Here is a 22,467-nt window from a genome sequence, read left to right as displayed (position 1 = left end):
GCTGGGATTTTTTATGCTTCTTGCTTGTCTTCGGCAATGGTGACTTTCAAGGTCATCTCTTTTCCTTTGCGAATGATACCGACGTCCACGGTGGTGCCAGGACGTAAATCGGTGACGATATCCATAACGCTCTGACGCCCTTGCACTTTATTGCCATCAATGCTGATAATGATGTCCTGCTTTTGGAAGCCTGCCGCATTGGCTGGACCATTTGGATCAATACCAAGTACGACAATACCACCTATGTGTTCATTTCCAAGTAGGCGAGCAGTGACCGCATTAATGTCTTGGCCGTCGATTCCAATATAACCACGAATCACGCGGCCATCAGCGATGATTTTCTGCATGATCTTACTCGCTAGCGGCGCAGGGATCGCAAAAGAAATACCGTAAGTTTCTAAGTCAGTCGCTTGCTGAAAAGAGGCGGTGTTAATGCCGACGAGCTCGCCTTGTGTGTTCACTAGGGCTCCACCAGAGTTACCTTCATTGATGGCGGCATCGGTTTGAATGAATGCTTGACGACCGTCGCTAATAGATGAACGACCTGTGGCAGAAATAATGCCGAACGTTGTGGTTTGTCCAAGGTTGTATGGGTTACCGATGGCTAGTACTACGTCGCCCACTTGTGGTTTGTAATTAGAGTTCAGAGGGATTACGGGCAAATTCGAACCTTCGACACGCAGCACGGCTATATCAGTACGTTTATCTGTCCCTACGAGCTGAGCCGCTGCGGCTCTGCCGTCTTGTAATGCCACAACAATTTGATCAGCTTGAGCAACCACATGATAGTTAGTAATGATGTAGCCTTTCTCACTAACAATGACACCTGACCCCAGGCCTTGAGTCGAGAGTTTACTGCGATCATTCTCAACATACTTACGACTGTAGATGTTTACCACTGCAGGCGCTGCTCTTCGGACCGCTTGATTAAACGTCAACTCGACTGATGCGATATTAACAGGTTGAGGATCAAGCGCGGCAGGAATTACGTTTTTGCGCAAAGATGGAACCGCCAGTAATACCACTGCGGCAGTAGCCAAGCCTAAAAAGACAGAACGTAATAAAAAGCTGAGCATATCCTCTCCATGCGTGAGCGCCAAAATGGCATCGAAGATGAAGAATAGCATTACATTGAAAAATAACAAAAGGGCAGCGCGTCATCGCGTTGCCCTTTTCATTAGTTATTGAGCGATAAGGAAAAGTGATCGAGCCTTATCACTCAGTACTATGCATCGAAAACCTTATTTTCTATCACTTTGAAAGTGGTTAACGAATGACAAGATAAATAGTACGCTCACCACGTTGAATATTAAGAGCCAGTACACCTTTGTGTTTCTCTACGATTGTACGAAGCTCGGCAAGGTTTTTCACTCGTTGACGGTTCACACCGATAATAATGTCACCTTGTTGTAATTGATATTGAGCAGCCGGAGAGTTATCTGCAACGCTCGATACTTTAACACCTTGGATTACATCACTTGGTGTTGTATTGCTTAATTCCGCCCCTTTGAGTCCCTCATGTAATGTCTCCGCTTTAGCTTTCATATTCGTAGATTCGCCAAGCGTTACATCAAAGGTTTTATTCTTACCATCTCGAACCACACCTAATGTGATTTCTTTACCTGCGCCCAGTGTTGCCACTTTTGCGCGGAGCTCTGAGAAAGTATTAATCGCTTTGCCGTTCACCGATACAATTACGTCACCGGCTTTTAATCCTGCTTTATCGGCTGCGCTGTCCGGTACGACTTGACCAATAAAGGCCCCTTTACTCGACTCGTAACCCAATGCATCAGCTAGCTCAGAGGTTACTTCGCCACCTTGCACACCCAACATGCCGCGTTTGACTTCACCAAACTCTAGAATTTGATCAGTGAGGTTTTTCATCATGTTTGATGGAATCGCAAAGCCAATACCCACATTACCGCCGTTAGGGCCTAAAATTGCAGTATTAATACCGATCAGCTCACCATTAAGGTTGACCAATGCACCACCAGAGTTACCGCTGTTAATTGCGGCATCGGTTTGGATGAAGTTTTCGAAGTTTTCAACGTTTAAGCCACTACGACCAAGGGCTGAAACAATACCCGAAGTTACGGTTTGACCGAGCCCAAATGGGTTACCAATCGCAACCGTAAAGTCACCGACACGCAGTTTGTCGGAATCCGCGACTTTAATCTGCGTTAAGTTTTTCGCTTTCTCTAATTTAAGTAACGCAACATCGGCCATTTCATCACCGCCAACGAGCGTAGCGTCATACTCGCGCCCGTCAAAGAGGCGAACTCGAATCTCATCTGCGCCCTTGATCACATGGTAGTTAGTGACAATATGGCCTTTCTTCGCATCAATAATGACACCAGACCCTAAACCTCTGAACGGGCGCTCTCGCCTTTGTTCCATAGGAAAGTCTGGGCCAAAGAAAAATTGAAATTGCTCGGGAATGCGGCTGGTTTGTACTTGTTTACCTTCTACAGCAATACTCACAACAGCTGGGGTCACCTTCTCAAGCATTGGTGCCAAGCTAGGTAACTGTTGGCCATCCACATTCAAAGGTAATGCGGCAGTGGCTTGAACTGGGGCAATAATCGACCCCAAACTCAGAGATAGAACGGTGAGCGCAAGCAGTGGTTTTTTCATCCAATAACTCCTCTTGAAACATGTCTGCCAAAAAGAAATATCCGAACGGTTAGTTCACTTTGTTAATAACTAATATAGGGTCTAGTTCGGACAATCAAAAGGGGAGGCAGTGCACATCCAAGTTAGAGCGAAGGTGAGGTGAAAAAGTTCAAAAAAGGGCCGATACAAATGTATCGGCCCTAGATAGAAGTAAGAGAGGATTATGATGCTTTTGCGGTTACCGCTTCGGGAGCATTAATGATTTCTTTCTCTTGATCCTTCAAAAGACCGGTGGCGCCATTAGCGTAGTCTTTTGGTTGTTCGTTAAACTCTGGTTGATCTTCTGCAATGGTTTCAGACGACATTGCCGTTTTCTTATCAAACGGGTTGTCTTGTTCTGGTAAGTTTGGCAAAAGCTCAGAAGAGGTCTTGGCCATATGTTGGTATAGCTTGGTGTAATCTTTACCTAGGGTGTCCAACATTTCTGCGGTTTGTGCAAAGTGATCGACGAGCTCTTGACGTTGTTGCTCTAATTCAAACTTGGCCGCTTCAAGTTCTTTCTGCACAGACTTTTGTTTCTTGTATTCAGGGGTGGTTAGTCTACTAATGACTACGCCTACGATTGTACCGACCAGCAAACCCACAATGGCATAAATCCAAGGCATAACTGCTCCTTATAGTTGTTTTAACAAGTCTTTTACTACTTAGTTACACGCGGTGCTCGTCCATGTTACTATGGCTTGAACAGCCGATAAAGAAAAATAGCAGTATGTCTTCGGGGACTGATAACTACTTCTCTCTATTCTCAAAGTTGACCCCGAGGTAACCCTTTTCTCTATACCTCTATACGACTTAATACGATGACACCACTACAACAATATCAAAAAGACATAGCAGAACACGGGTTTCAGCGTGATGAAGCTCAGTATCAAGCGGTCGTTGCATTAGACAAGCTTTACCATGCTATCGTTGAATTTCAGTCAGCGCCTGTGCCTCAGCTTTCCAAATGGCAAAAGCTAATGGGGAAAAAAATCGACAAGCCTGAACCACCAAAAGGCCTTTACTTTTGGGGTGGGGTAGGTCGCGGTAAAACCTACCTTATGGACGCATTTTTTGATGCTTTACCGACCCAAAGAAAAATGCGCGTCCACTTCCATCGATTTATGTATCGAGTACATGATGAGTTGAAGCTGTTAGGTGATGTCGAAAATCCTCTATCAAAAGTGGCGGATAAATTTAAAGAAGAAGCAGATGTGGTTTGCTTTGATGAATTTTTTGTTTCCGACATTACTGATGCGATGATCCTTGCAACGTTACTTCAAGAAATGTTCAAGCGGCAGATGATCCTAGTCGCGACTTCAAACATCGAGCCGCAGAACTTATATCGTAACGGTTTGCAAAGAGCGCGCTTTTTGCCCGCGATCGATATGATTTTGGCACGTTGTGAAGTGTTGAATGTCGATAGTGGCGTTGATTATCGCTTAAGAACGTTAGAACAGGCTGAAATATACCATTACCCGCTTGATGAGCAGGCTAGCATAAACCTTAACAAATATTATCAGCAGCTGACTGGAGAGCGTCAGTTTGTTGCTCATCAAATCGAAGTTAACCACCGTCAACTAGCGGTGATTGAAGCAAGTGACGGGGTGCTGCATGCGTCGTTTGCTCAGTTGTGTCAAACTGCTCGCAGTCAAAATGACTACATTGAATTGTCTCGTATTTACCACACTGTATTACTGGCAGATGTTCAACAAATGAACCGAAAAATAGATGATGCGGCGAGACGCTTTATCGCGCTGGTCGATGAGTTTTACGAGCGCAATGTTAAGTTGATTATTTCTGCTGAAGTGCCAATGGCCGACTTATATACTGACGGGCAGTTAGAGTTCGAATTTAAGCGCTGTTTGTCTCGGCTTACTGAGATGCAAAGTCATGAGTATCTCGCGCGTGAACATTTGGCCTAGATCCAATGGGTTCTTAAAAAAGTGAAGAAAAAATTAGTGATTTGGCGCAAAAAAAGGTGATTTTTTCTTCGCTCTTCTCTATAATCCTGCGACCCACCGTTACTGCAGACCTGATTATCGAAGTTATTTCGAAATTGAAGGTCGAGAGTACCAACGACTCGAAGGGGTGATGACTGGGCTCTTAGACAGTGTGGGAGCACTATTGGGTGTTCCTTTAAAGTTTAAAATTTAATTAACGGGTTATTGTTAGCATGAAAACTTTCGTTGCTAAACCAGAAACTGTAAAACGCGACTGGTACGTTGTAGACGCTGAAGGTAAAACTCTTGGCCGTCTAGCAAGTGAAATTGCATCTCGCCTACGTGGCAAACATAAAGCTGAATACACTCCTCACGTTGACACTGGTGATTACATCATCGTTATCAACGCTGAGAAAGTTGCTGTAACTGGTAACAAAGCTAAGAACAAAGTGTACTACCGTCACTCTGAATTCCCAGGTGGTCTAAAATCTATCACTTTTGAAAAGTTGATCGATCGTAAACCTGAGATGGCTCTTGAGCTTGCAGTTAAAGGCATGCTTCCACGTGGTCCTCTAGGCCGTGCTATGTACCGTAAGCTAAAAGTTTACGCGGGCGCTGAGCACAACCATGTTGCTCAACAACCACAAGTACTAGACATCTAATTGGGGATTTCGAAAATGGCAGAGAATCAATACTACGGCACTGGCCGTCGCAAAAGCTCAGCTGCACGTGTTTTCATTAAACCAGGCAGCGGTAACATTGTAGTAAACAAGCGTAACCTTGACGAATACTTCGGTCGTCCAACAGCACGTATGGTTGTACAACAACCTCTAGAGCTAGTTGAACTAACTGAAAAGCTAGACCTTTACGTAACAGTTAAAGGCGGCGGTATTTCTGGTCAAGCTGGTGCTATCCGTCACGGTATCACTCGCGCGCTTATGGAATACGATGAGTCTCTACGTCCTGCTCTACGCGCAGCTGGCTACGTTACTCGTGACGCTCGTTGCGTTGAACGTAAGAAAGTTGGTCTACGTAAAGCACGTCGTCGTCCACAGTTCTCTAAGCGTTAATTTCCTCTTATCGGGAATTATGCTTTCAGAGTTACTCTGGAAACTGTGTACCAAAAGCTCGGCTCTATGCCGGGCTTTTTTGTATTTAAAGACATCATACTTGTCTTCAAGCAACGAACAGCCTTCACTTATCATCACACTCCGAGCAGGCCTTCTTATTCGTCCTCTTCGTCGAAAGGTTGTCAGTGCCGTTTTATATGTGTGCCTTATTTAATCGCGACTCACCACGCTTTCTCTTGCGATGCAGCATAGATGTATTCATCAGCAAGAATGTCTTTGTATCTTATTCTCCCTGTAACATGTTTTAAAATGACTTACGCTCCTTTTTGAGCATTCTGCGTGCTACAAAATTGAAAATATAAACACAGCAAGCTGAACGCGTAATACGAAATATTTCTCTGTGTAATTAACTGAAAACTACCAAGATAAAAGGTTTTATCCGCTTTCAGCGGGGCTTCTATGTGGTGCTTTCTTGTTACAAATCACATCAATTTTTTATAATTCTGCCGCTTTTGTGACGACGCGAGCGATTTGCCTCACAAATGTTACAAAAAGGTAGCTTTATCTTGTCAAAAAGTAGGGTTTTCTTTATCATTTCCCTCCAATAAATAGAACTAAATTCATTATTTGTTAGCCATGCTCTTATAAGCGGAATAATAACGATCCAAAGGGAGCAAATGGGAGAATGTTTGGATGAGCAACGCGCCTTTAAATAACGGTCGCAGGCGTTTTCTAACCGCTACAACGGCAGTTGTTGGTGGGTTAGGGGCAGTCGCCGTCGCCGTGCCTTTTATCAAATCATGGAATCCGAGTGCTAAAGCCAAAGCGGCGGGCGCACCGGTGGAAGTGGATATAAGTAAAATTGAACCAGGTCAGCTGGTTCGTGTTGAGTGGCAGGGAAAACCTGTATGGATTGTTCGCCGCACTCAAAGCGTTCTGGATAACTTAAAATCGATCGGTGATAAGCTTCGCGATCCACAATCTGAAATGGAGCAGCAGCCTGAGTACGCTCAGAATGAGTTTCGTTCGATTAAGGAAGAGTTTTTCGTCGCAGTTGGTTTCTGTACCCACTTAGGTTGTTCACCAACCTATCTACCTGACTCTTTCTCAGAGCAGGTGCAGGGCGTAAGATCTGGCTTCTTCTGTCCTTGTCATGGTTCTAAGTTCGACATGGCTGGTCGAGTGTTCCAAGGAGTACCTGCTCCGTTGAACCTTGTCGTTCCTAAGCACATGTATTTGAGCGATACCAAGCTCATTGTGGGTGTTGATGAGGGAGATGCATAATGCAAGCAATGTTAGATTGGGTTGAAAAGCGTATTCCTGCAATGAATGCTTATAAAAAGCATTTGTCTGAATACCCAATGCCTAAGAACTTCAACTTTTGGTACCTTTTCGGTTCTCTGGCGATGCTGGTTCTTGTTAACCAAATCCTAACGGGTATTTGGCTAACGATGAACTATGTTCCTTCAGGTGACGGTGCATTTGCGTCCATCGAATACATTATGCGTGATGTAGAGTACGGTTGGCTTCTGCGTTACATGCATTCCACTGGCGCGTCAGCGTTTTTCGTTGTTGTGTATCTTCACATGTTCCGTGGTTTGATCTACGGTTCATACCAAAAACCTCGTGAACTGTTGTGGATCTTCGGTATGTTGATCTTCTTAGTTCTCATGGCTGAAGCGTTCATGGGTTACCTACTTCCATGGGGTCAGATGTCATACTGGGGTGCGCAGGTAATCATTTCCCTGTTTGGTGCTATTCCTGTTATCGGTGATGACCTAACGCTTTGGATTCGTGGTGACTACATCATCTCTGGTGCAACGCTAAACCGTTTCTTTGCACTACACGTTATTGCACTGCCTATCGTTTTGCTTCTTCTTGTTGTTCTGCACGTATTGGCGCTGCACGAAGTAGGCTCAAACAACCCGGATGGTATCGAAACTAAGCTGCCAAAAGGCTCAATGGGCGACGATTACAAAACGCAATTCAAGTTCCACGATTACTACACGAAGAAATATGACATCATTGATTCGATTCCTTTCCATCCGTACGGCACGGTTAAGGACTTGGTCGGTGTTGCTGGTTTCTTGTTCTTCTTCTGTTACGTGCTGTTCTTTAACCCAGAAATGGGTGGGTACTTCCTTGAGCCGCCTAACTTTGAAGCTGCAAACCCACTGAAGACACCAGAGCATATTGCTCCGGTATGGTACTTCACGCCGTTCTACGCAATCTTACGTGCGGTTCCAGACAAACTATTAGGTGTTATCCTAATGGGCGCGTCAATTGCAGTGCTGTTTGTTCTACCTTGGTTGGATCGTTGTAAAGTTCGTTCATACCGTTACCGTAGCAAACTTCATCTATTGAATATTGTACAGTTCACCATCGCCTTTATCGCTCTGGGTATTTTAGGTGCGTTACCTGCGACACCAACGTACACACTACTATCTCAGATCTTTAGCTTGTGTTACTTCATGTTCTTTGTGTTGCTGTTCTTCTACAGCAAAAATGAAGCAACCAAACCATTACCAGAGAGGGTGACATTCAAATGAAGAAGTGGATTGTAATTCTATTTGCTATGTTGCCATCACTAGCGATGGCAGCTGGGGCCAGTGTTCCGCTGGATAAAGCGAATGTTGACCTTACGGATAAAGCTTCGCTACAAAACGGCGCGAAGTTATTCATGAACTACTGTTTTGCTTGTCACTCTACGCAATACCAGCGTTACGAGCGTGTAGCAACAGACTTGGAAATTCCAACAGACTTAATGAAAGAAAACCTGATTTTCAATCCTGAAGCGAAAATCGGTGATCTAATGGTCAATGCTATGCCACCGAAGCAAGCGGCAAACTGGTTTGGTGCTCCACCACCAGATCTTACGTTGGTTGCACGAGTTCGTGGTGCTGATTGGTTATACACTTACTTACGCTCTTTCTATGTTGATCCATCTCGCCCATTCGGCGTGAACAACATCGTCTTCCCGAGTGTTGGTATGCCGCATGTGCTTGAAGAGCTACAGGGCATCCCGACGCCTATTTACGATACGAAAATCGTAGATGGCGAAGAAGTACAAGTTGTTGTTGGTACTGAAACCGATGGCACGGGTGAGCTGAGTGAAGGCGAATATGACAAAGCGGTTGGCGATCTCGTTAACTTCTTAGTTTATTCAGGTGACCCAGTGCAGCTTGAGCGTCACGCTCTAGGCTGGTGGGTAATGGGCTTCTTAGTGCTTCTAACCATCGTTGTCGTGATGCTCAAGAAAGAGTATTGGCGCGATGTGCATTAATTGTGCTAAAATACCGTGCTAATTCCCAATTTTAATTGATGTACAATGGAGGCTTAGCCTCCATTGTTTTTATTTGTAAGTGTACTGGAGGGCTCCATGGCTGTAGCTGCCAATAAACGTTCTGTGATGACTCTTTTCTCAAGTGCATCAGATTTGTATAGCCATCAGGTTCGCATTGTACTAGCTGAAAAAGGTGTAAGTGTTGAAGTTGAGCTTGTTGACGAAGCAAACCTTCCTGCTGAGCTTGTTGAGCTAAACCCATATAAATCAGTGCCAACTCTTGTTGACCGTGAGCTAGCTCTTTACGATTCAAAAATCATCATGGAGTACTTGGACGAGCGTTTCCCTCATCCACCTCTAATGCCGGTTTACCCTGTTGCTCGTGGCAACAGCCGCTTGATGATGTACCGTATCGAACGCAACTGGTATTCACTCGCTGAAAAAGTGATGAAAGGTAATGCGGAAGAATCAGAAAAAGCACGCACAAAGCTGCGTAATGATCTTCTGACGTTAGCGCCAATTTTTGCTGAATATGAGTACTTCATGAGCGAAGAATTCAGCTTGATCGATTGTTACTTAGCTCCACTATTGTGGCGTTTGCCTCAACTTGGTATCGATCTTGTTGGCCCTGGTTCAAAAGAAATCAAGGTATACATGAACCGCGTATTTGAACGTGATTCGTTCCTTGCTTCTTTGACTGAAGCTGAACGTGAAATGCGCCTAGTTCGCTAAGCGATTTGAAACACGTTATGGATATTGCAAAAATGACTGCTCGCCGCCCGTATATGCTTCGCGCATTTTACGACTGGTTAGTAGACAATGACTTGACTCCTCACTTGGTTGTGGATGCAACAATGCCAGGGGTGCGTGTCCCGGTTGAATTTATTCAAGATGGTCAAATTATTTTGAATATTGCGCCACGTGCAGTGGGTAATCTTGAGTTAGGTAATGATGCGATTACCTTCCATGCTCGCTTTAGCGGTCGTCCGCACTCAGTGATTGTGCCTGTGTATGCTGTTCAAGCTATTTATGCACGTGAGAATGGTGCTGGTACTATGTTTGAACCAGAAGAAGCGTACACTCACATCGAAGAAGAAGCGATGACCGAGGAAGAATCATCCCCATCGTTCACAACGGTTAGCGATGAGCCTTCTGAGTTAGTTTCTGATTCAGATGCCGAAGAGGACGATGCTCCTCGACCAAAAGGCAAACCAAGCTTAAGAGTGATTAAATAATAAAAAAGCAGCGTAACGCTGCTTTTTTCTTTTTAACTTGTTGAAGATGATTTCAAGCCAGACTTTGGAAATTACTCACTAATCGTAAAGACTTCGACGTTCTCTTCACTTTCTGTGCTTGCCTCACTTTCTATTGTTTGTACACCGTCACTCGGTAAGTCCACTTCAACAGGCTCCATTTCGCCGTATTGGAACCCTTTAATGACTTGTTTTACGCCTGAGATATTACGTGCGATTTCTGTCGCTCGATCGCCTTGCTCTGGTGTGACATAACCAAACAGAAAAACATCGCCATCTTCGGTGATCACTTTAACCTTAACACCATTAAGCTCAGAATCAGTAAGCAAAGCTGACTTTACTTTGGTTGTGATCCAGCTGTCATTGCTAATCTGGGTAACAGTGAGTGGCTCTTTTTGTTTGATTTGATTGTGTATGACTTTTACACCACTAACTTCTCGAGCCCTTCGCTCTAAAGCAAGGATAAGGTCTTGTGTCGGAGCTTGTCCCATAAGGACTACAGTCCCATTATATGAACTGGCAACGACACGAACTTCACCTTTAAATGGTGCTTTATTGCCGATCGCCGCAACTTCGAATTCGATGTTATTGTCCTGCCAGATTTGTTTTGTCGTGCGTGTGTCCGTGACAATATTCGCTGTGGTTGCTGCACCTGCGATAAACAAACCTGCGCAACCACTTAAACTCAATGCTGTTAATAAGATAACGAGGCTACGTATCATAATTCTGACTCTCAGTCTTGGTTACTCTTCGTGAGCAGGGAAAAGCACCTGGTCAATAAGATCACAAAGACAATGGAGTGTTACCATATGTACTTCGTGAATACGTGCAGTGCGGTGTGATGGAATACGAATTTCGACGTCGTTCTCACCGAGTAGTCCTGCCATCTCTCCGCCATCTTTTCCTGTTAGCGCGATAATCGTCATGTCTCGAGTTACGGCTGCTTCCATCGCTTTGATAATATTTTTACTGTTACCGCTAGTCGACATGGCAAGCAAAATGTCGCCTGGTTGACCAAACGCTCGTACCTGTTTTGAGAAGATTTCCTGGTAGTGGTAATCGTTGGCCACTGCGGTTAGGGTGGTATTATCGGCGGTTAAGGCCATTGCTGGTAGGCTAGGGCGCTCAGTTTCAAAACGGTTTAAAAGACAAGAAACAAATTGTTGAGCGTTTGAAGCACTGCCGCCATTACCACAACATAAAATTTTATTGCCATTAAGCAGGCTCGACACCATCGCTTGAGCTGCATGAGTAATGGCATCAGGCAGCGCCTCTGCTGCTGCGATTTGAATTTGAATACTTTCTGTAAAGCTGTCTTTAATGCTGTCTAGCATCGCTTATCCTTCAGAGATTGCGTTTTCTATCCAGTTGATATCTCGCCCATTATCATGAATGGCGATGACATCAAATCGATAATCGATATTGTGTTTTAAGCGCTTTTGTTGGCTAAGCCAAACTTGTGCGGTTTTGACTAGCTTGCGCATTTTAGCGTGCGTCACCATTTCTGCTGCCGAGCCAAAGTGATTGTTCTTACGGTATTTGACTTCAACAAACACAATAGTTTCACCTTGTTGGAAGATTAAATCAATCTCACCGACCTTAGTCAGAAAATTTTGTTCAATAAAGTTTAAGCCCTGGCGTTGTAAATATTGCTTCGCCAGAGCTTCATATTGATTTCCGATTTGGCGCTTGCTAAAGAGCCCCACGCTCAGCCCAGCTTAGCTCACGCTGTACAACACAATTATTGTCGATACTTAAAATACCGGTTTGGCCGCCAACTGAGTAGCCCGGAACGACCTTCATTTGTGGCAGCTCCCCAATCAATTTATACGCATCCATACCCAGTGCTTTCAAACGTTTTTCCATGTTAGATTGCTCTGACCACAGCTCGTTCATTTCAGCGGTCACGCTAGGGTCTGGGTCAATCAGTAATGGAATATCGCTGTAGATGATGCCTGTTAGATCTTCGTAAGTCGCGCCGCCACTGTTGCTACGCGAGCTAGAGAAAATTTGTGGCGCTTTGGCGTCTGGGTTAATCGCTACCTCAATAAACGGCTTGATCAAAGTCAGTTCCGTGCTTCTAGCAACAATATAAACCGCATCGACATCACGACGGCTACGTGGCTGTGTTTCAAGCTTGATACGCATTAATGATTGCATCTGAGCAATGCGTTGTTTGCTTTCTTGCAGACCAAATACTTCATTGATGTCTTTTTGAAGTTGGCGCTTGTCGCCAAAATAACTTGCTGCGACTTTATTAGAGCTGTACTTGCGCCATTCTTTGTTGAACGCTTCAGTTACGCGCTCACCAAAGCTGCCCTTTGGTGCCAGAATCAGAGGGAAGTTATAGCCTTCGCTGAACAAGTGTTTCGCTGCCTGTGCGGCTTCTTGTTCTGGTGATAATGCCAAGTAGCAAATATTGCTATCTGGTTGCACATCTTCGGGAATATTTAGCGCAAGGGCTGGAATCGTAGGACCATTTTCTGAGCCATCCATGGTTGTGTGCAATAGCTCAACGTTTTCTTTTTCTAGGGGACCAACAACAAAGTCGATGTTTTCATTGATCAAACGTTGTTTAATTTGGTCGGCGTTATACGCATTAGTGTCGATTACCGTGAGGGTAGCGCTTGGATCACGGTTACGATCATTCATCATCGCAAACACAAAACCATCACGAATTAATTGCGCTTGTGGCGAGAACTTACCAGTAAGTGGCAGTAACAAAGCGGTGTTGTTTGGTTTAACGATGTCTAGAGAGAGAATGTTTTGAATCTCTTCTGGTGTGTAGATAGCGGCTGGGTGCGATGGGTTCTCGTTTAACCAGCGTTCTAGGGTATTTTTTAGTTGGGATAAGTTGCCCGACAGCGTTTTCGCATAAATAGCGAGTTGTAGCCAACCATCCAAAACATCTTCATTTGGCTCTGTTTCTAATGAGGTCAGTTCGTACTCGGAGTAGCTGCCAAAGTTCATCCAAATACGGCTAGAAATCTCTCTCTGCTCCGCGGACGATGCATATTGGCCAAATGCAACCAGTTGGCGGTTTGCCTCAAACGCTTGGTTAAGACCTTGATAAGCGTCGGCACGCATCAAGTAATAGTCTTTCCATTGCTCATTTGGCAACTTCCACCAAGGTTTAAAATTCAACAATTGCAGCAACTGAGAGTAATTACCCTGTTTTTGCTGTATGGTCGCACGCGCTAGTTGCCACTCTGCTTGCTGAACTTCGGTTAACTGTTGACGAGCCAGGCGCTTGATCAACATTTCTGCTTGATCAAACTGGTTTGCTTGAATCGCGGCTTTGGTTGCCATGATCAACCAGTCATTTTGTAAACTGCCTTCCGTGCTATCAGCTTGGATCATATAGTTCTGAACAGACTGAGTAGGCTCAAGTGTTACATCAACGCCATCAGGCTGTCTTGGACCTGAAGAACAGGCGGCGAGCGTAATTGCTAGTGCAACAGGAGTAAGTATGCGTGGTACACTGAGTCTCTTATGGTTAATCATTGCCGTGAGTTCTCTATAATTTTGTACAAAATTGTCTCTATATTAATCGTTGAAGTGATGGTAAACAAATGACAGATAAAAATAAGTTGCCGAATGAGGGGCCAACTCTCTATATCGTACCGACTCCAATCGGAAATTTAGCGGATATCACCCAACGTGCTATCGAAATTCTGTCGACTGTGGACATCATTGCCGCTGAGGATACTCGACATACGGGCAAATTACTGTCTCACTTCAATATTCAAACCAAAACTTTTGCTCTACATGACCACAATGAGCAGCAAAAAGCACAAGTTTTGGTAGAAAAGCTGCTTTCCGGTCAGTCTATCGCATTAGTTTCTGACGCTGGTACGCCACTTATCAGCGACCCAGGATACCATTTGGTGACAAAATGTCGTCAAGCGGGCGTTAGAGTTGTGCCTCTTCCAGGTGCTTGTGCGGTCATTACGGCGTTAAGTGCCTCTGGCTTGCCATCTGATCGCTTTAGCTTCGAAGGTTTTTTACCCCCGAAAAGCAAAGGTCGTAAGGATAAATTCCTAGAGATTGCTTCGGTAGAGCGTACGTGTATTTTTTACGAGTCACCGCACCGTATTTTAGACTCTCTACAAGACATGTTAGACGTTCTTGGCCCAGATAGAGAAGTTGTGTTGGCAAGAGAGCTAACAAAAACCTTTGAAACCATTCAAGGCATGCCGTTAGGTGAGCTGATTGAATGGGTGAAAAGTGACGATAACCAACAGCGTGGTGAAATGGTATTGTTGGTACATGGCCATCGTGAAACAACAGACGACTCACTACCTGAAGATGCTTTACGCACGTTAGGGATTTTGACCAAAGAGCTGCCTTTGAAAAAAGCAGCTGCTTTGGTGGCAGAAATACATAACTTGAAGAAGAATGCGCTATATAAATGGGGCTTAGAAAACTTAGACTAAGTGCCGCTAGCGAGATAAATGGTCAATGAGGGCTGATGTTTAGGAATCGGCCTTTTTATTATCTATTTTTGGCGCGCTGACTAAAAAGTCATCACTTAGTGCATTCATTTCATCATATCTGTGATCTAACTAGACTCTGAAGTGAGAACTCTATACAATCCGCCCTCGGAGCTGACTGGGTAGTCGCTGCTTTGTTGATGTCCTTCGGGAGACTGACGTCGAAGTCCCTTTGGGAGACTGACGTTGACGTCCTTCGGGAGACTGACAAAGGGGAGGAAAGTCCGGGCTTCATAGAGCAAGGTGCCAGGTAACGCCTGGGGGGCGCAAGCCTACGACAAGTGCAGCAGAGAGAAGACCGCCGATGGCCCGTAAGGGTACAGGTAAGGGTGAAAGGGTGCGGTAAGAGCGCACCGGACGACTAGCAATAGTTCGTAGCAGGGTAAACTCCACCTGAAGCAAGACCAAATAGGCCTCCACATTGCGTTGCTCGCGTAAGGAGGCGGGTAGGTTGCTCGAGCCAGTGAGTGATTGCTGGCCTAGACGAATGGCTACCGCCGCGCAAGCGGAACAGAACCCGGCTTATGTGTCGGCTCCACCTATTCGAGACCCATCTCTACTTCGGTAGTGATGGGTTTTTTGCATTTAATTGACGCAAACTATGTCATTACCAATAAACTTGGCGTAAATCACGTCTAACTTTAGACTTGTGGTGGCGATGATGTAGGAAATCAGTACACTAAAGAATCGCTTCAAGATCATTCAACGAGAAAGCTATGACCGAAACCTTCCAACATATTTCCGTGTTATTAAATGAATCCATTGATGGCTTAGCTATCAAACCAGACGGCGTCTATATTGATGGAACATTTGGCCGTGGCGGTCACAGCCGGACAATTCTATCTAAACTCGGTGAAAATGGCCGACTGTACAGTATCGACCGTGACCCTCAAGCGATCGCTGAGGCAGGCAAAATCAATGACCCTCGCTTCACCATTATTCATGGTCCATTTTCTGGTATTGCTGAGTATGCTGAAGAGTATGGACTAGTTGGAAAAGTGGATGGTGTTCTGCTGGATTTAGGCGTTTCTTCTCCTCAGTTAGACGACGCAGAGCGTGGCTTTAGCTTTATGAAAGACGGTCCGCTAGATATGCGTATGGACCCGACATCAGGTGTTCCAGTATCTCAATGGTTGATGGAAGCAGACCTCGATGATATCACTTGGGTCATTCGCGAGTTTGGGGAAGATAAACATGCGCGCCGTATTGCAAAAGCGATTGTTGCCTACCGTGAAGACGAAGAAAATGAGCCAATGGTTCGCACTGGTCAGCTGGCAAAATTGATTTCAGATGCCGCACCGAAAAGTTTTAAAGAGAAAAAACACCCTGCGACTCGTGCTTTCCAGGCTTTTCGTATTTACATCAACAGTGAGTTAGAAGAAATTGATACGGCACTTAAAGGCGCGGCGAGCATTCTAGCTCCTGAAGGCCGTTTATCTGTGATTAGCTTTCACTCTCTGGAAGACCGTATGGTCAAACGTTTTATCCGTAAAGAGAGCAAAGGGCCTGAAGTGCCACACGGTATTCCAATGACGGAAGAGCAAATTCGTGCTCTTGGTAGTGCGAATATGAAAGCGGTGAGCAAAGCGATTAAGCCAAGCAAACAAGAAATTGAAATGAACCCTCGCTCGCGCAGCTCTGTGTTAAGAATTGCGGAAAAGCTTTAATTATTATGACGAAATCCACTCCTAATCTTGCTAAGTTGATTGCAACAGATCTCCTCACTGTTGGTCGCTGGCCATTACTGTTGTTGCTATTGATCGTGGCATCGGCAATGGGAGTGGTATTTGCTACCCACCATGCGCGTCAAGCGATCACCGAGAAAGACCATACGTTGGTTGAACGAGAACGATTAGATAGCGAATGGCGCAACTTAATGTTGGAAGAAACTGCCCTCGCGGAACACAGTCGTGTTCAAGACCTTGCCAAAAAAGAACTTGAAATGAAACGACCTGATGGCGATAAAGAAGTGGTTGTCACGCTCAAATGATTAGAAAAAAATCCAACACGAAACAAGCCAATAAGCGTAAACCTGTAGCAAAAGAGAAATCGGCTACGGGGGATAAGAAAAACGATAATAAAGCAGTGAAAGTGGCGGTCGAAGAATCTTTCTTGATTCGTTGGCGCTTCCATCTATTACTGTTTTTTGTTTTTTGTGCATTTGCCCTTTTGGTGGCACGCGTAGCCTACATCCAAATCATTGAGCCAGATAACCTGATTAAACAAGGTGACCTACGTTCGGTTCGTGTTAAATCCATTCCTTCTGCTCGCGGTATTATTTCGGATCGAAATGGTGAGCCGCTTGCTGTCAGTGTACCGGTTGAGGCGGTTTGGGCAGATCCTGCCACTATATTTAAAGAAAACGCGTTAAGCCAGACCAAAAGTTGGCATGCATTAGCGGATGTTCTTGGTATTGACCGACAAGGGTTAATAGACAAAATTAAGCGCAATGAAAAACGTCGCTTTATCTACTTGCAGCGCCAGGTCAGTCCGGCCATGGCGAACTATATTCGTGAGCTAAAGCTGCCAGGTGTTGGCCTTAAGTCGGAATCTCGTCGTTATTATCCTGCAGGTGAGGTTAGTGCTCACTTAGTCGGTGTAACAGGCATTGACGGGCATGGCCTAGAAGGTGTGGAGCGTAGCTACGATGAGTGGCTCACTGGCGCGGCGGGTAAGAAAACTATTCGTAAAGACCGTTATGGTCGTGTTGTGGAAAACATTGCTTGGCAAGACAAGCAAGAAGGTAAATCACTTCAGTTAACCATCGATCAGCGCCTACAGGCGATTGCGTATCGTGCGATTAAGCAAGCCGTTGCGGACCACCGCGCCACTTCAGGTTCCGTTGTCATGTTGGATGTAAAAACGGGCGCCGTATTGGCCATGGTTAATGCTCCTTCTTACAACCCTAATAATCGTAGCGATTGGCAAAGCTATCAAATGCGTAACCGAGTGATCACGGACTCAATGGAGCCCGGTTCGACCATTAAGCCTTTCGTTATTTTAGCCGCCTTAGAAAATGGGATAGCCGATAAAGATACCATCGTAGATACCGGTAATGGTGTCCTACGTTTAGGTGGTAGTCGAGTCAGAGATGTCTCTCGCGTAGGCAAAGCGAGCTTGACCACGATCCTTAAAAAGTCGAGTAATATCGGTGTGACGAAGCTAGCAATGCAAATGCCGGTAGAGGCGCTTCTTGGGCTGTACAGTTCAGTGGGTTTTGGTGAGCTTTCTGGCCTAAACCTAGTTGGGGAAGTGACGGGTATTTTTCCTACACGAACTCGTTGGTCGCCAATTGAGCGCGCCACGATTGCGTTTGGTTATGGTCTATCAATTACACCAATCCAGCTAGCCCATGCTTATGCGACGCTTGGAAACCTTGGCAAATACGAGCCTATTCATATTATCGAAAGCAATGATCATGACATGTCACGTCAAGTGGTGAGTGCGAAGTATGCGCGTCAAGTATTAGACATGTTGGAAACCGTAACTCAAAAAGGGGGCTCGGCTCGCAGAGCGGCAGTTCCTGGTTATCGAGTGGGAGCGAAAACGGGTACATCACGTAAAGCTTCTGCCGGTGGGTACAGCGACGAGTACATCACCTACACGGCTGGGCTTGCTCCGGTTAGCGATCCGCGAATTGCTTTAGTAGTGATCGTAAACGAGCCTCAAGGTGATGACTACTATGGTGGTTCGGTAGCGTCTCCTGTTTTCTCTGAAATCATGAAAGGCGCGCTACAAATACTCAATGTTGCACCTGACGAAAACAAATTCCAACAGTAAGCCCTGTGGTTTACTGAGCAAACAAAATTAAGAAAACCTGAGCCAAAGCTCGGAGAACAAATATGACTAAAGCCATCAGTATGGACGTGCTGCTTTCCCCTTGGGTGGATTGCCCTAGCTTATCGTCCGTTCTTGTTTCTGAATTGGAGCTCGACAGCCGAAGAGTTCAACCTGGAACCACGTTTGTAGCAGTGATTGGCCATGTTGTGGATGGGCGTAAATTCATTGCCTCTGCAATTGAGCAAGGTGCAAATGCAGCCCTGGCGCAAGCCTGCGATGTCAAAACACATGGTACGGTGGAAATCATTGATGATGTTCCCGTCATTTACATCGATAGGTTGGACCAACGTTTATCCGCAATTGCTGGAAAGCTCTATGCTTACCCTAATATGGATTTGATTGGTGTCACCGGCACCAACGGCAAAACCACCATTACCCAGTTAATAGCGCAATGGCTAGAACTGCTTGACCATAAAGCGGCGGTAATGGGAACAACAGGAAATGGCTTCCTCAATAACTTGCAACAAGCTGCGAATACAACGGGGAATGCCGTTGAAATTCAGAAAACGCTCTCCTCTCTCGCAAATCAACAAGCCACATACACCGCGCTAGAAGTATCTTCCCATGGCCTGACGCAAGGTCGTGTCAAAGCACTATCATTTGCGGCGGGCGTGTTTACTAACTTAAGTCGTGACCACTTAGATTATCATGGCACGATGGAAGAGTATGCCAATGCAAAGCTTGGGTTGTTCACGCAACACCAATGTGAACGTGCCATTATCAATGCTGATGATGAAGTAGGTCATCAATGGGCGTCGCAGTTAAGTAATGCGGTCGCTGTTTCGCTCAAGCCGAACACTGAATTTGAAAGCGCAATTTGGGCGACGGAAGTCAGTTACGCGGAGTCAGGGATTACTATTAAGTTCGATGGTAAATTTGGCTCAGGTGAATTGCACGCGCCATTGATTGGTGAGTTTAATGCAACCAACTTAATGCTCGCTTTTGCGACCTTATTAAGCTTAGGTAAAGAGAAACAAGCGTTACTCGAAACTGCAGGTCAACTGCAACCCGTACTCGGCCGAATGGAGTTATTCCAAACTGAGGACCGTGCCAAAGTCGTGGTCGATTATGCTCATACTCCTGATGCTTTAGAAAAAGCGCTGCAAGCTTTACGAGTTCATTGTGAAGGCCAGCTGTGGGCTATTTTTGGCTGCGGTGGCGATCGCGATGCAGGTAAGCGTCCAATGATGGCGGAAATTGCAGAGCGTCTGGGCGACAGAGTGGTGTTGACTGACGATAACCCACGCAGCGAAGATCCGGTTCAGATTGTGAAAGATATGTTAGCTGGGCTGTCAAAACCTGCTGAAGCGATTGTTCAGCATGACCGCTTCAAAGCGCTGTCTTATGCCATTGAAAATGCTTCGCCAAACGACATTATCTTGTTAGCTGGAAAGGGCCATGAAGATTATCAGATTCGTAATGGCGAAACGATTCATTACTCCGACCGCGAGTCCGCAATGCAACTTTTAGGATTGACCTCATGATCAAAGTAACGTTATCTCAAATTGCAGACATCACTCGTGGTGAGCGATTCGGCGACGAGCTACTTATCGACGCGGTTTCTACTGATACACGAACGATTGAGCGTGGGGCTTTATTCGTCGCGTTAGTTGGGGAGCGCTTTGATGCGCACAACTTTTGCCAACAAGCGGTAGATGCAGGTGCCGGTGCTTTACTCGTAGAAAAACGCTTAGATGTGAATGTGCCGCAAATTGTGGTGTCGGATACCAAACTTGCATTGGGTGAGTTTGCTTCTTGGGTGCATCAAGCATGCAAAACACCTACCGTTGCCATCACCGGAAGTTGCGGTAAAACGACCGTAAAAGAAATGGTTGCGAGTATCCTGCAATTGAAAGGCAAAGTGTTATTCACGGCGGGTAACTTCAATAATGATATTGGTGTTCCGTTGACATTATTGCGCTCACAGCAGGATGATGATTATGCCGTGATTGAGCTTGGTGCTAATCATATAGGTGAAATTGCTTACACGACTCAGTTAGTAAAACCAGATATCGCGTTAGTGAACAATGTAGCCGCCGCTCACCTTGAAGGCTTTGGTTCTATCGATGGCGTGAAACAAGCCAAAGGTGAAATCTACCAAGGCCTTTCAGCTGGTGGTATTGCGATTGTTAACCTAGACAGCAATGGTGAAGCCAAGTGGGATGAAGTGTTAGCAGATAAGAAAGTCATTACTTTTTCACAAAGTAATACTGATGCAGACTTCTTCGCTTCTAACATCGTATTGAACGCCGCAGGTGAAGCAAGCTTTGACTTACATATCGCAGCAAGCTCACAAGAAATTGAACTGTCTCTGGGTATTATAGGTCAACACAACGTTGCGAATGCGATCGCTGCTTCTATTATTGCGTTACAAATGGGCGCCACATTAGAAGAGGTTCGCGCTGGCCTTAAACATTTGAACAAAGTGAAAGGTCGCGTCGAGGTTGAAGCGCTGAGCGAAAAGATAAAATTGATTGACGACAGCTACAACGCGAGCGTGCCAGCCATGAAAGCGGCAGTTGATTTATTGGCCGCTTTCCCAGGTCAACGCTGGCTGATTTTAGGTAATATGGCGGAATTGGGCGAGGAAAGTCTTGCACTTCATCGTCAAGTCGGGGAACATGCTGCCCCACAAAAATTTGAACATGTTCTCACATATGGTGCAGACGCCAAGGTGATCAGTGATCTTTGCCAAGGCATTCATTTTGAGACGCACCAAGAGATGATTGAATACATCAAGCAGCATCTAGACCAAGCCGTTCCTGAAAACCATACGATATTGGTGAAAGGAGCGAATGGTGCACGTATGTTTGAAGTCGCTGCTGCTTTGAAGGAGTATTATTAATGATTATTTGGCTTGCCGAGCTGCTACAGCCATACCTGTCTTTTTTCCGATTGTTTGAATACTTGTCTTTTCGAGCAATCCTAAGCGTATTAACCGCTCTAGGTCTGTCATTATGGATGGGACCAATCATGATCAAGCGTTTGCAAATGCTGCAAATTGGTCAGGTAGTGCGTAACGAAGGTCCTGAATCTCACTTTAGTAAGCGTGGTACCCCAACAATGGGCGGTATCATGATCTTAGCGGCCATCTCAATCACGATTTTGCTATGGACAGACTTATCCAACCCTTACGTATGGGCGGTACTGACAGTCTTACTTGGCTACGGTGCGGTCGGATTTGTTGATGATTATCGTAAAGTGGTACGCAAAAATACCGATGGCTTGATCGCGCGTTGGAAGTACTTCTGGCAGTCGTTGATCGCGTTTGTCGTCGCTTTCGCATTGTATGCTTACGGTAAAGACACAGCAGCAACTCAGCTAGTGGTGCCATTCTTTAAAGACATCATGCCGCAGCTTGGTTTGATGTATATCATTCTGACTTACTTTGTCATTGTAGGTACAAGTAACGCGGTCAACCTGACTGATGGTCTAGACGGTTTGGCAATCATGCCAACGGTTCTTGTTGCAGCAGGCTTCGCGGTTATTGCATGGGCGACCGGTAACGTTAACTTCTCTGAATACCTTCATATACCATACTTACCACATGCTTCTGAGTTAGTTGTCGTATGTACAGCAATCGTAGGTGCAGGCCTTGGTTTCTTGTGGTTTAACACGTACCCAGCACAAGTGTTCATGGGCGATGTGGGCTCACTAGCGCTTGGCGGTGCATTGGGCACCATTGCTGTTCTAGTTCGTCAAGAGTTGGTGTTGGTGATCATGGGTGGCGTATTTGTAATGGAAACGCTATCAGTCATCCTGCAGGTAGGTTCTTACAAATTACGTGGTCAGCGCATTTTCCGTATGGCACCAATTCACCACCACTACGAATTGAAAGGTTGGCCAGAACCTCGCGTAATCGTGCGCTTCTGGATTATTTCTATGGTTCTTGTTCTGATTGGTCTTGCGACATTGAAAGTGCGTTAATCGCGC

General features: G+C 45.5%; 22 protein-coding genes and 1 other RNA gene. 16 read left to right on the top strand and 7 right to left on the bottom strand.

Going from position 1 to position 22,467, the window contains the following annotated elements:
* Positions 1–11: 11 nt before the first annotated feature.
* The 3 genes from degS to zapG all read right to left on the bottom strand — a co-directional run bounded on the left by degS (position 12) and on the right by zapG (position 3,278).
* The gene (degS, locus tag R7F67_RS00620) at positions 12–1,076 is read right to left on the bottom strand and encodes an outer membrane-stress sensor serine endopeptidase DegS (RefSeq protein ID WP_031779031.1); all 1,065 of its coding nucleotides are present in this window, start codon (positions 1,074–1,076) and stop codon (positions 12–14) included.
* A 190-nt stretch (positions 1,077–1,266) separates the two neighbouring features.
* The gene (locus tag R7F67_RS00615; RefSeq protein WP_025768400.1) at positions 1,267–2,634 is read right to left on the bottom strand and encodes a Do family serine endopeptidase; all 1,368 of its coding nucleotides are present in this window, start codon (positions 2,632–2,634) and stop codon (positions 1,267–1,269) included.
* Positions 2,635–2,834: 200 nt separating this feature from the next.
* The gene (zapG, locus tag R7F67_RS00610; RefSeq protein WP_005379861.1) at positions 2,835–3,278 is read right to left on the bottom strand and encodes a Z-ring associated protein ZapG; all 444 of its coding nucleotides are present in this window, start codon (positions 3,276–3,278) and stop codon (positions 2,835–2,837) included.
* Positions 3,279–3,473: 195 nt separating this feature from the next.
* Between zapG and zapE the strand changes: the two genes are divergently transcribed.
* The 8 genes from zapE (at position 3,474) to sspB (ending at position 10,183) form a co-directional block, all read left to right on the top strand.
* Positions 3,474–4,577: a cell division protein ZapE gene (zapE, locus tag R7F67_RS00605; protein ID WP_005387411.1), complete on the top strand. Its 1,104-nt coding sequence runs from the start codon at positions 3,474–3,476 to the stop codon at positions 4,575–4,577.
* A 251-nt stretch (positions 4,578–4,828) separates the two neighbouring features.
* Complete coding sequence (rplM, locus tag R7F67_RS00600) at positions 4,829–5,257, top strand: 50S ribosomal protein L13 (protein WP_005372872.1); 429 nt, start codon at positions 4,829–4,831, stop codon at positions 5,255–5,257.
* Positions 5,258–5,272: 15 nt separating this feature from the next.
* Positions 5,273–5,665 carry a 30S ribosomal protein S9 gene (gene rpsI, locus R7F67_RS00595; RefSeq protein ID WP_005372876.1) on the top strand — a complete coding sequence of 131 codons (393 nt, stop codon included), beginning with the start codon at positions 5,273–5,275 and terminating at the stop codon, positions 5,663–5,665.
* Positions 5,666–6,358: 693 nt separating this feature from the next.
* Positions 6,359–6,949, top strand: coding sequence for a ubiquinol-cytochrome c reductase iron-sulfur subunit (petA, locus tag R7F67_RS00590; protein ID WP_005372877.1), 591 nt, complete (start codon positions 6,359–6,361; stop codon positions 6,947–6,949).
* Complete coding sequence (locus R7F67_RS00585) at positions 6,949–8,214, top strand: cytochrome b (RefSeq protein ID WP_005372880.1); 1,266 nt, start codon at positions 6,949–6,951, stop codon at positions 8,212–8,214. Before petA ends, R7F67_RS00585 begins: the two co-directional genes overlap by 1 nt.
* Entirely contained in the window at positions 8,211–8,948 is a 738-nt protein-coding gene (locus tag R7F67_RS00580) for a cytochrome c1 (RefSeq protein WP_017633608.1), read from the top strand. The genes R7F67_RS00585 and R7F67_RS00580 overlap by 4 nt, the downstream gene beginning before the upstream one ends.
* Before the next feature lie 96 nt (positions 8,949–9,044).
* Positions 9,045–9,680 (top strand): stringent starvation protein SspA, encoded by a 636-nt coding sequence (sspA, locus tag R7F67_RS00575; RefSeq protein ID WP_005372897.1) that lies wholly within the window; start codon positions 9,045–9,047, stop codon positions 9,678–9,680.
* Between the two features lie 17 nt (positions 9,681–9,697).
* Positions 9,698–10,183 carry a ClpXP protease specificity-enhancing factor gene (gene sspB, locus R7F67_RS00570; protein ID WP_005387408.1) on the top strand — a complete coding sequence of 162 codons (486 nt, stop codon included), beginning with the start codon at positions 9,698–9,700 and terminating at the stop codon, positions 10,181–10,183.
* 71 nt (positions 10,184–10,254) lie between these two features.
* Here the strand turns inward: sspB and R7F67_RS00565 are convergent, their stop codons facing one another.
* From R7F67_RS00565 to R7F67_RS00550, 4 genes are read right to left on the bottom strand one after another with little or no spacing between them, the layout of a single operon-like run.
* The gene (locus R7F67_RS00565) at positions 10,255–10,923 is read right to left on the bottom strand and encodes a BON domain-containing protein (protein ID WP_017633609.1); all 669 of its coding nucleotides are present in this window, start codon (positions 10,921–10,923) and stop codon (positions 10,255–10,257) included.
* 21 nt (positions 10,924–10,944) lie between these two features.
* A complete protein-coding gene (locus R7F67_RS00560; RefSeq protein WP_005372901.1) occupies positions 10,945–11,535 on the bottom strand; it encodes a phosphoheptose isomerase in 591 nt (196 codons plus the stop codon).
* 3 nt (positions 11,536–11,538) lie between these two features.
* Positions 11,539–11,907, bottom strand: coding sequence for a YraN family protein (locus R7F67_RS00555; protein WP_005372903.1), 369 nt, complete (start codon positions 11,905–11,907; stop codon positions 11,539–11,541).
* Positions 11,894–13,705 carry a penicillin-binding protein activator gene (locus R7F67_RS00550; protein WP_005372905.1) on the bottom strand — a complete coding sequence of 604 codons (1,812 nt, stop codon included), beginning with the start codon at positions 13,703–13,705 and terminating at the stop codon, positions 11,894–11,896. Before R7F67_RS00550 ends, R7F67_RS00555 begins: the two co-directional genes overlap by 14 nt.
* 68 nt (positions 13,706–13,773) lie before the next feature.
* Here R7F67_RS00550 and rsmI point away from each other — a divergent pair, with 68 nt between their 5' ends.
* The 8 genes from rsmI (at position 13,774) to mraY (ending at position 22,461) form a co-directional block, all read left to right on the top strand.
* Positions 13,774–14,637, top strand: coding sequence for a 16S rRNA (cytidine(1402)-2'-O)-methyltransferase (gene rsmI, locus R7F67_RS00545; RefSeq protein ID WP_005372907.1), 864 nt, complete (start codon positions 13,774–13,776; stop codon positions 14,635–14,637).
* 167 nt (positions 14,638–14,804) lie between these two features.
* Positions 14,805–15,235: RNase P RNA component class A (gene rnpB / locus R7F67_RS00540), an RNA gene on the top strand.
* 175 nt (positions 15,236–15,410) lie between these two features.
* Positions 15,411–16,361: a 16S rRNA (cytosine(1402)-N(4))-methyltransferase RsmH gene (gene rsmH, locus R7F67_RS00535; RefSeq protein ID WP_005372918.1), complete on the top strand. Its 951-nt coding sequence runs from the start codon at positions 15,411–15,413 to the stop codon at positions 16,359–16,361.
* Between the two features lie 5 nt (positions 16,362–16,366).
* Positions 16,367–16,684 (top strand): cell division protein FtsL, encoded by a 318-nt coding sequence (gene ftsL, locus R7F67_RS00530; protein WP_005372920.1) that lies wholly within the window; start codon positions 16,367–16,369, stop codon positions 16,682–16,684.
* The gene (locus R7F67_RS00525) at positions 16,681–18,474 is read left to right on the top strand and encodes a penicillin-binding transpeptidase domain-containing protein (protein ID WP_411913735.1); all 1,794 of its coding nucleotides are present in this window, start codon (positions 16,681–16,683) and stop codon (positions 18,472–18,474) included. Before ftsL ends, R7F67_RS00525 begins: the two co-directional genes overlap by 4 nt.
* A gap of 62 nt (positions 18,475–18,536) precedes the next feature.
* Complete coding sequence (gene murE / locus R7F67_RS00520; protein WP_033906090.1) at positions 18,537–20,018, top strand: UDP-N-acetylmuramoyl-L-alanyl-D-glutamate--2,6-diaminopimelate ligase; 1,482 nt, start codon at positions 18,537–18,539, stop codon at positions 20,016–20,018.
* A complete protein-coding gene (locus R7F67_RS00515) occupies positions 20,015–21,379 on the top strand; it encodes a UDP-N-acetylmuramoyl-tripeptide--D-alanyl-D-alanine ligase (protein ID WP_005372928.1) in 1,365 nt (454 codons plus the stop codon). The genes murE and R7F67_RS00515 overlap by 4 nt, the downstream gene beginning before the upstream one ends.
* Positions 21,379–22,461, top strand: coding sequence for a phospho-N-acetylmuramoyl-pentapeptide-transferase (gene mraY / locus R7F67_RS00510; protein ID WP_005372931.1), 1,083 nt, complete (start codon positions 21,379–21,381; stop codon positions 22,459–22,461). Before R7F67_RS00515 ends, mraY begins: the two co-directional genes overlap by 1 nt.
* The last annotated feature ends 6 nt before the right edge of the window (positions 22,462–22,467 follow it).

This window comes from Vibrio sp. YT-17 (assembly GCF_033337375.1).
GTDB classification, from domain to species: Bacteria; Pseudomonadota; Gammaproteobacteria; order Enterobacterales; family Vibrionaceae; genus Vibrio; species Vibrio alginolyticus.
Note: the sequence above shows the minus strand (reverse complement) of the source record. Positions and strands in the feature narration are given on the sequence as shown.

Coding starts and splice junctions, on each gene's coding strand:
- rsmH (WP_005372918.1), top strand. CDS start 15,411: ATGACCGAAACCTTCCAACATATTTCCGTGTTATTAAATGAATCCATT.
- sspA (WP_005372897.1), top strand. CDS start 9,045: ATGGCTGTAGCTGCCAATAAACGTTCTGTGATGACTCTTTTCTCAAGT.
- murE (WP_033906090.1), top strand. CDS start 18,537: ATGACTAAAGCCATCAGTATGGACGTGCTGCTTTCCCCTTGGGTGGAT.
- R7F67_RS00515 (WP_005372928.1), top strand. CDS start 20,015: ATGATCAAAGTAACGTTATCTCAAATTGCAGACATCACTCGTGGTGAG.
- rpsI (WP_005372876.1), top strand. CDS start 5,273: ATGGCAGAGAATCAATACTACGGCACTGGCCGTCGCAAAAGCTCAGCT.
- R7F67_RS00550 (WP_005372905.1), bottom strand. CDS start 13,705: ATGATTAACCATAAGAGACTCAGTGTACCACGCATACTTACTCCTGTT.
- R7F67_RS00615 (WP_025768400.1), bottom strand. CDS start 2,634: ATGAAAAAACCACTGCTTGCGCTCACCGTTCTATCTCTGAGTTTGGGG.
- zapG (WP_005379861.1), bottom strand. CDS start 3,278: ATGCCTTGGATTTATGCCATTGTGGGTTTGCTGGTCGGTACAATCGTA.
- ftsL (WP_005372920.1), top strand. CDS start 16,367: ATGACGAAATCCACTCCTAATCTTGCTAAGTTGATTGCAACAGATCTC.
- R7F67_RS00585 (WP_005372880.1), top strand. CDS start 6,949: ATGCAAGCAATGTTAGATTGGGTTGAAAAGCGTATTCCTGCAATGAAT.
- petA (WP_005372877.1), top strand. CDS start 6,359: ATGAGCAACGCGCCTTTAAATAACGGTCGCAGGCGTTTTCTAACCGCT.
- mraY (WP_005372931.1), top strand. CDS start 21,379: ATGATTATTTGGCTTGCCGAGCTGCTACAGCCATACCTGTCTTTTTTC.
- sspB (WP_005387408.1), top strand. CDS start 9,698: ATGGATATTGCAAAAATGACTGCTCGCCGCCCGTATATGCTTCGCGCA.
- R7F67_RS00525 (WP_411913735.1), top strand. CDS start 16,681: ATGATTAGAAAAAAATCCAACACGAAACAAGCCAATAAGCGTAAACCT.
- rplM (WP_005372872.1), top strand. CDS start 4,829: ATGAAAACTTTCGTTGCTAAACCAGAAACTGTAAAACGCGACTGGTAC.
- R7F67_RS00565 (WP_017633609.1), bottom strand. CDS start 10,923: ATGATACGTAGCCTCGTTATCTTATTAACAGCATTGAGTTTAAGTGGT.
- degS (WP_031779031.1), bottom strand. CDS start 1,076: ATGCTCAGCTTTTTATTACGTTCTGTCTTTTTAGGCTTGGCTACTGCC.
- zapE (WP_005387411.1), top strand. CDS start 3,474: ATGACACCACTACAACAATATCAAAAAGACATAGCAGAACACGGGTTT.
- R7F67_RS00580 (WP_017633608.1), top strand. CDS start 8,211: ATGAAGAAGTGGATTGTAATTCTATTTGCTATGTTGCCATCACTAGCG.
- rsmI (WP_005372907.1), top strand. CDS start 13,774: ATGACAGATAAAAATAAGTTGCCGAATGAGGGGCCAACTCTCTATATC.
- R7F67_RS00560 (WP_005372901.1), bottom strand. CDS start 11,535: ATGCTAGACAGCATTAAAGACAGCTTTACAGAAAGTATTCAAATTCAA.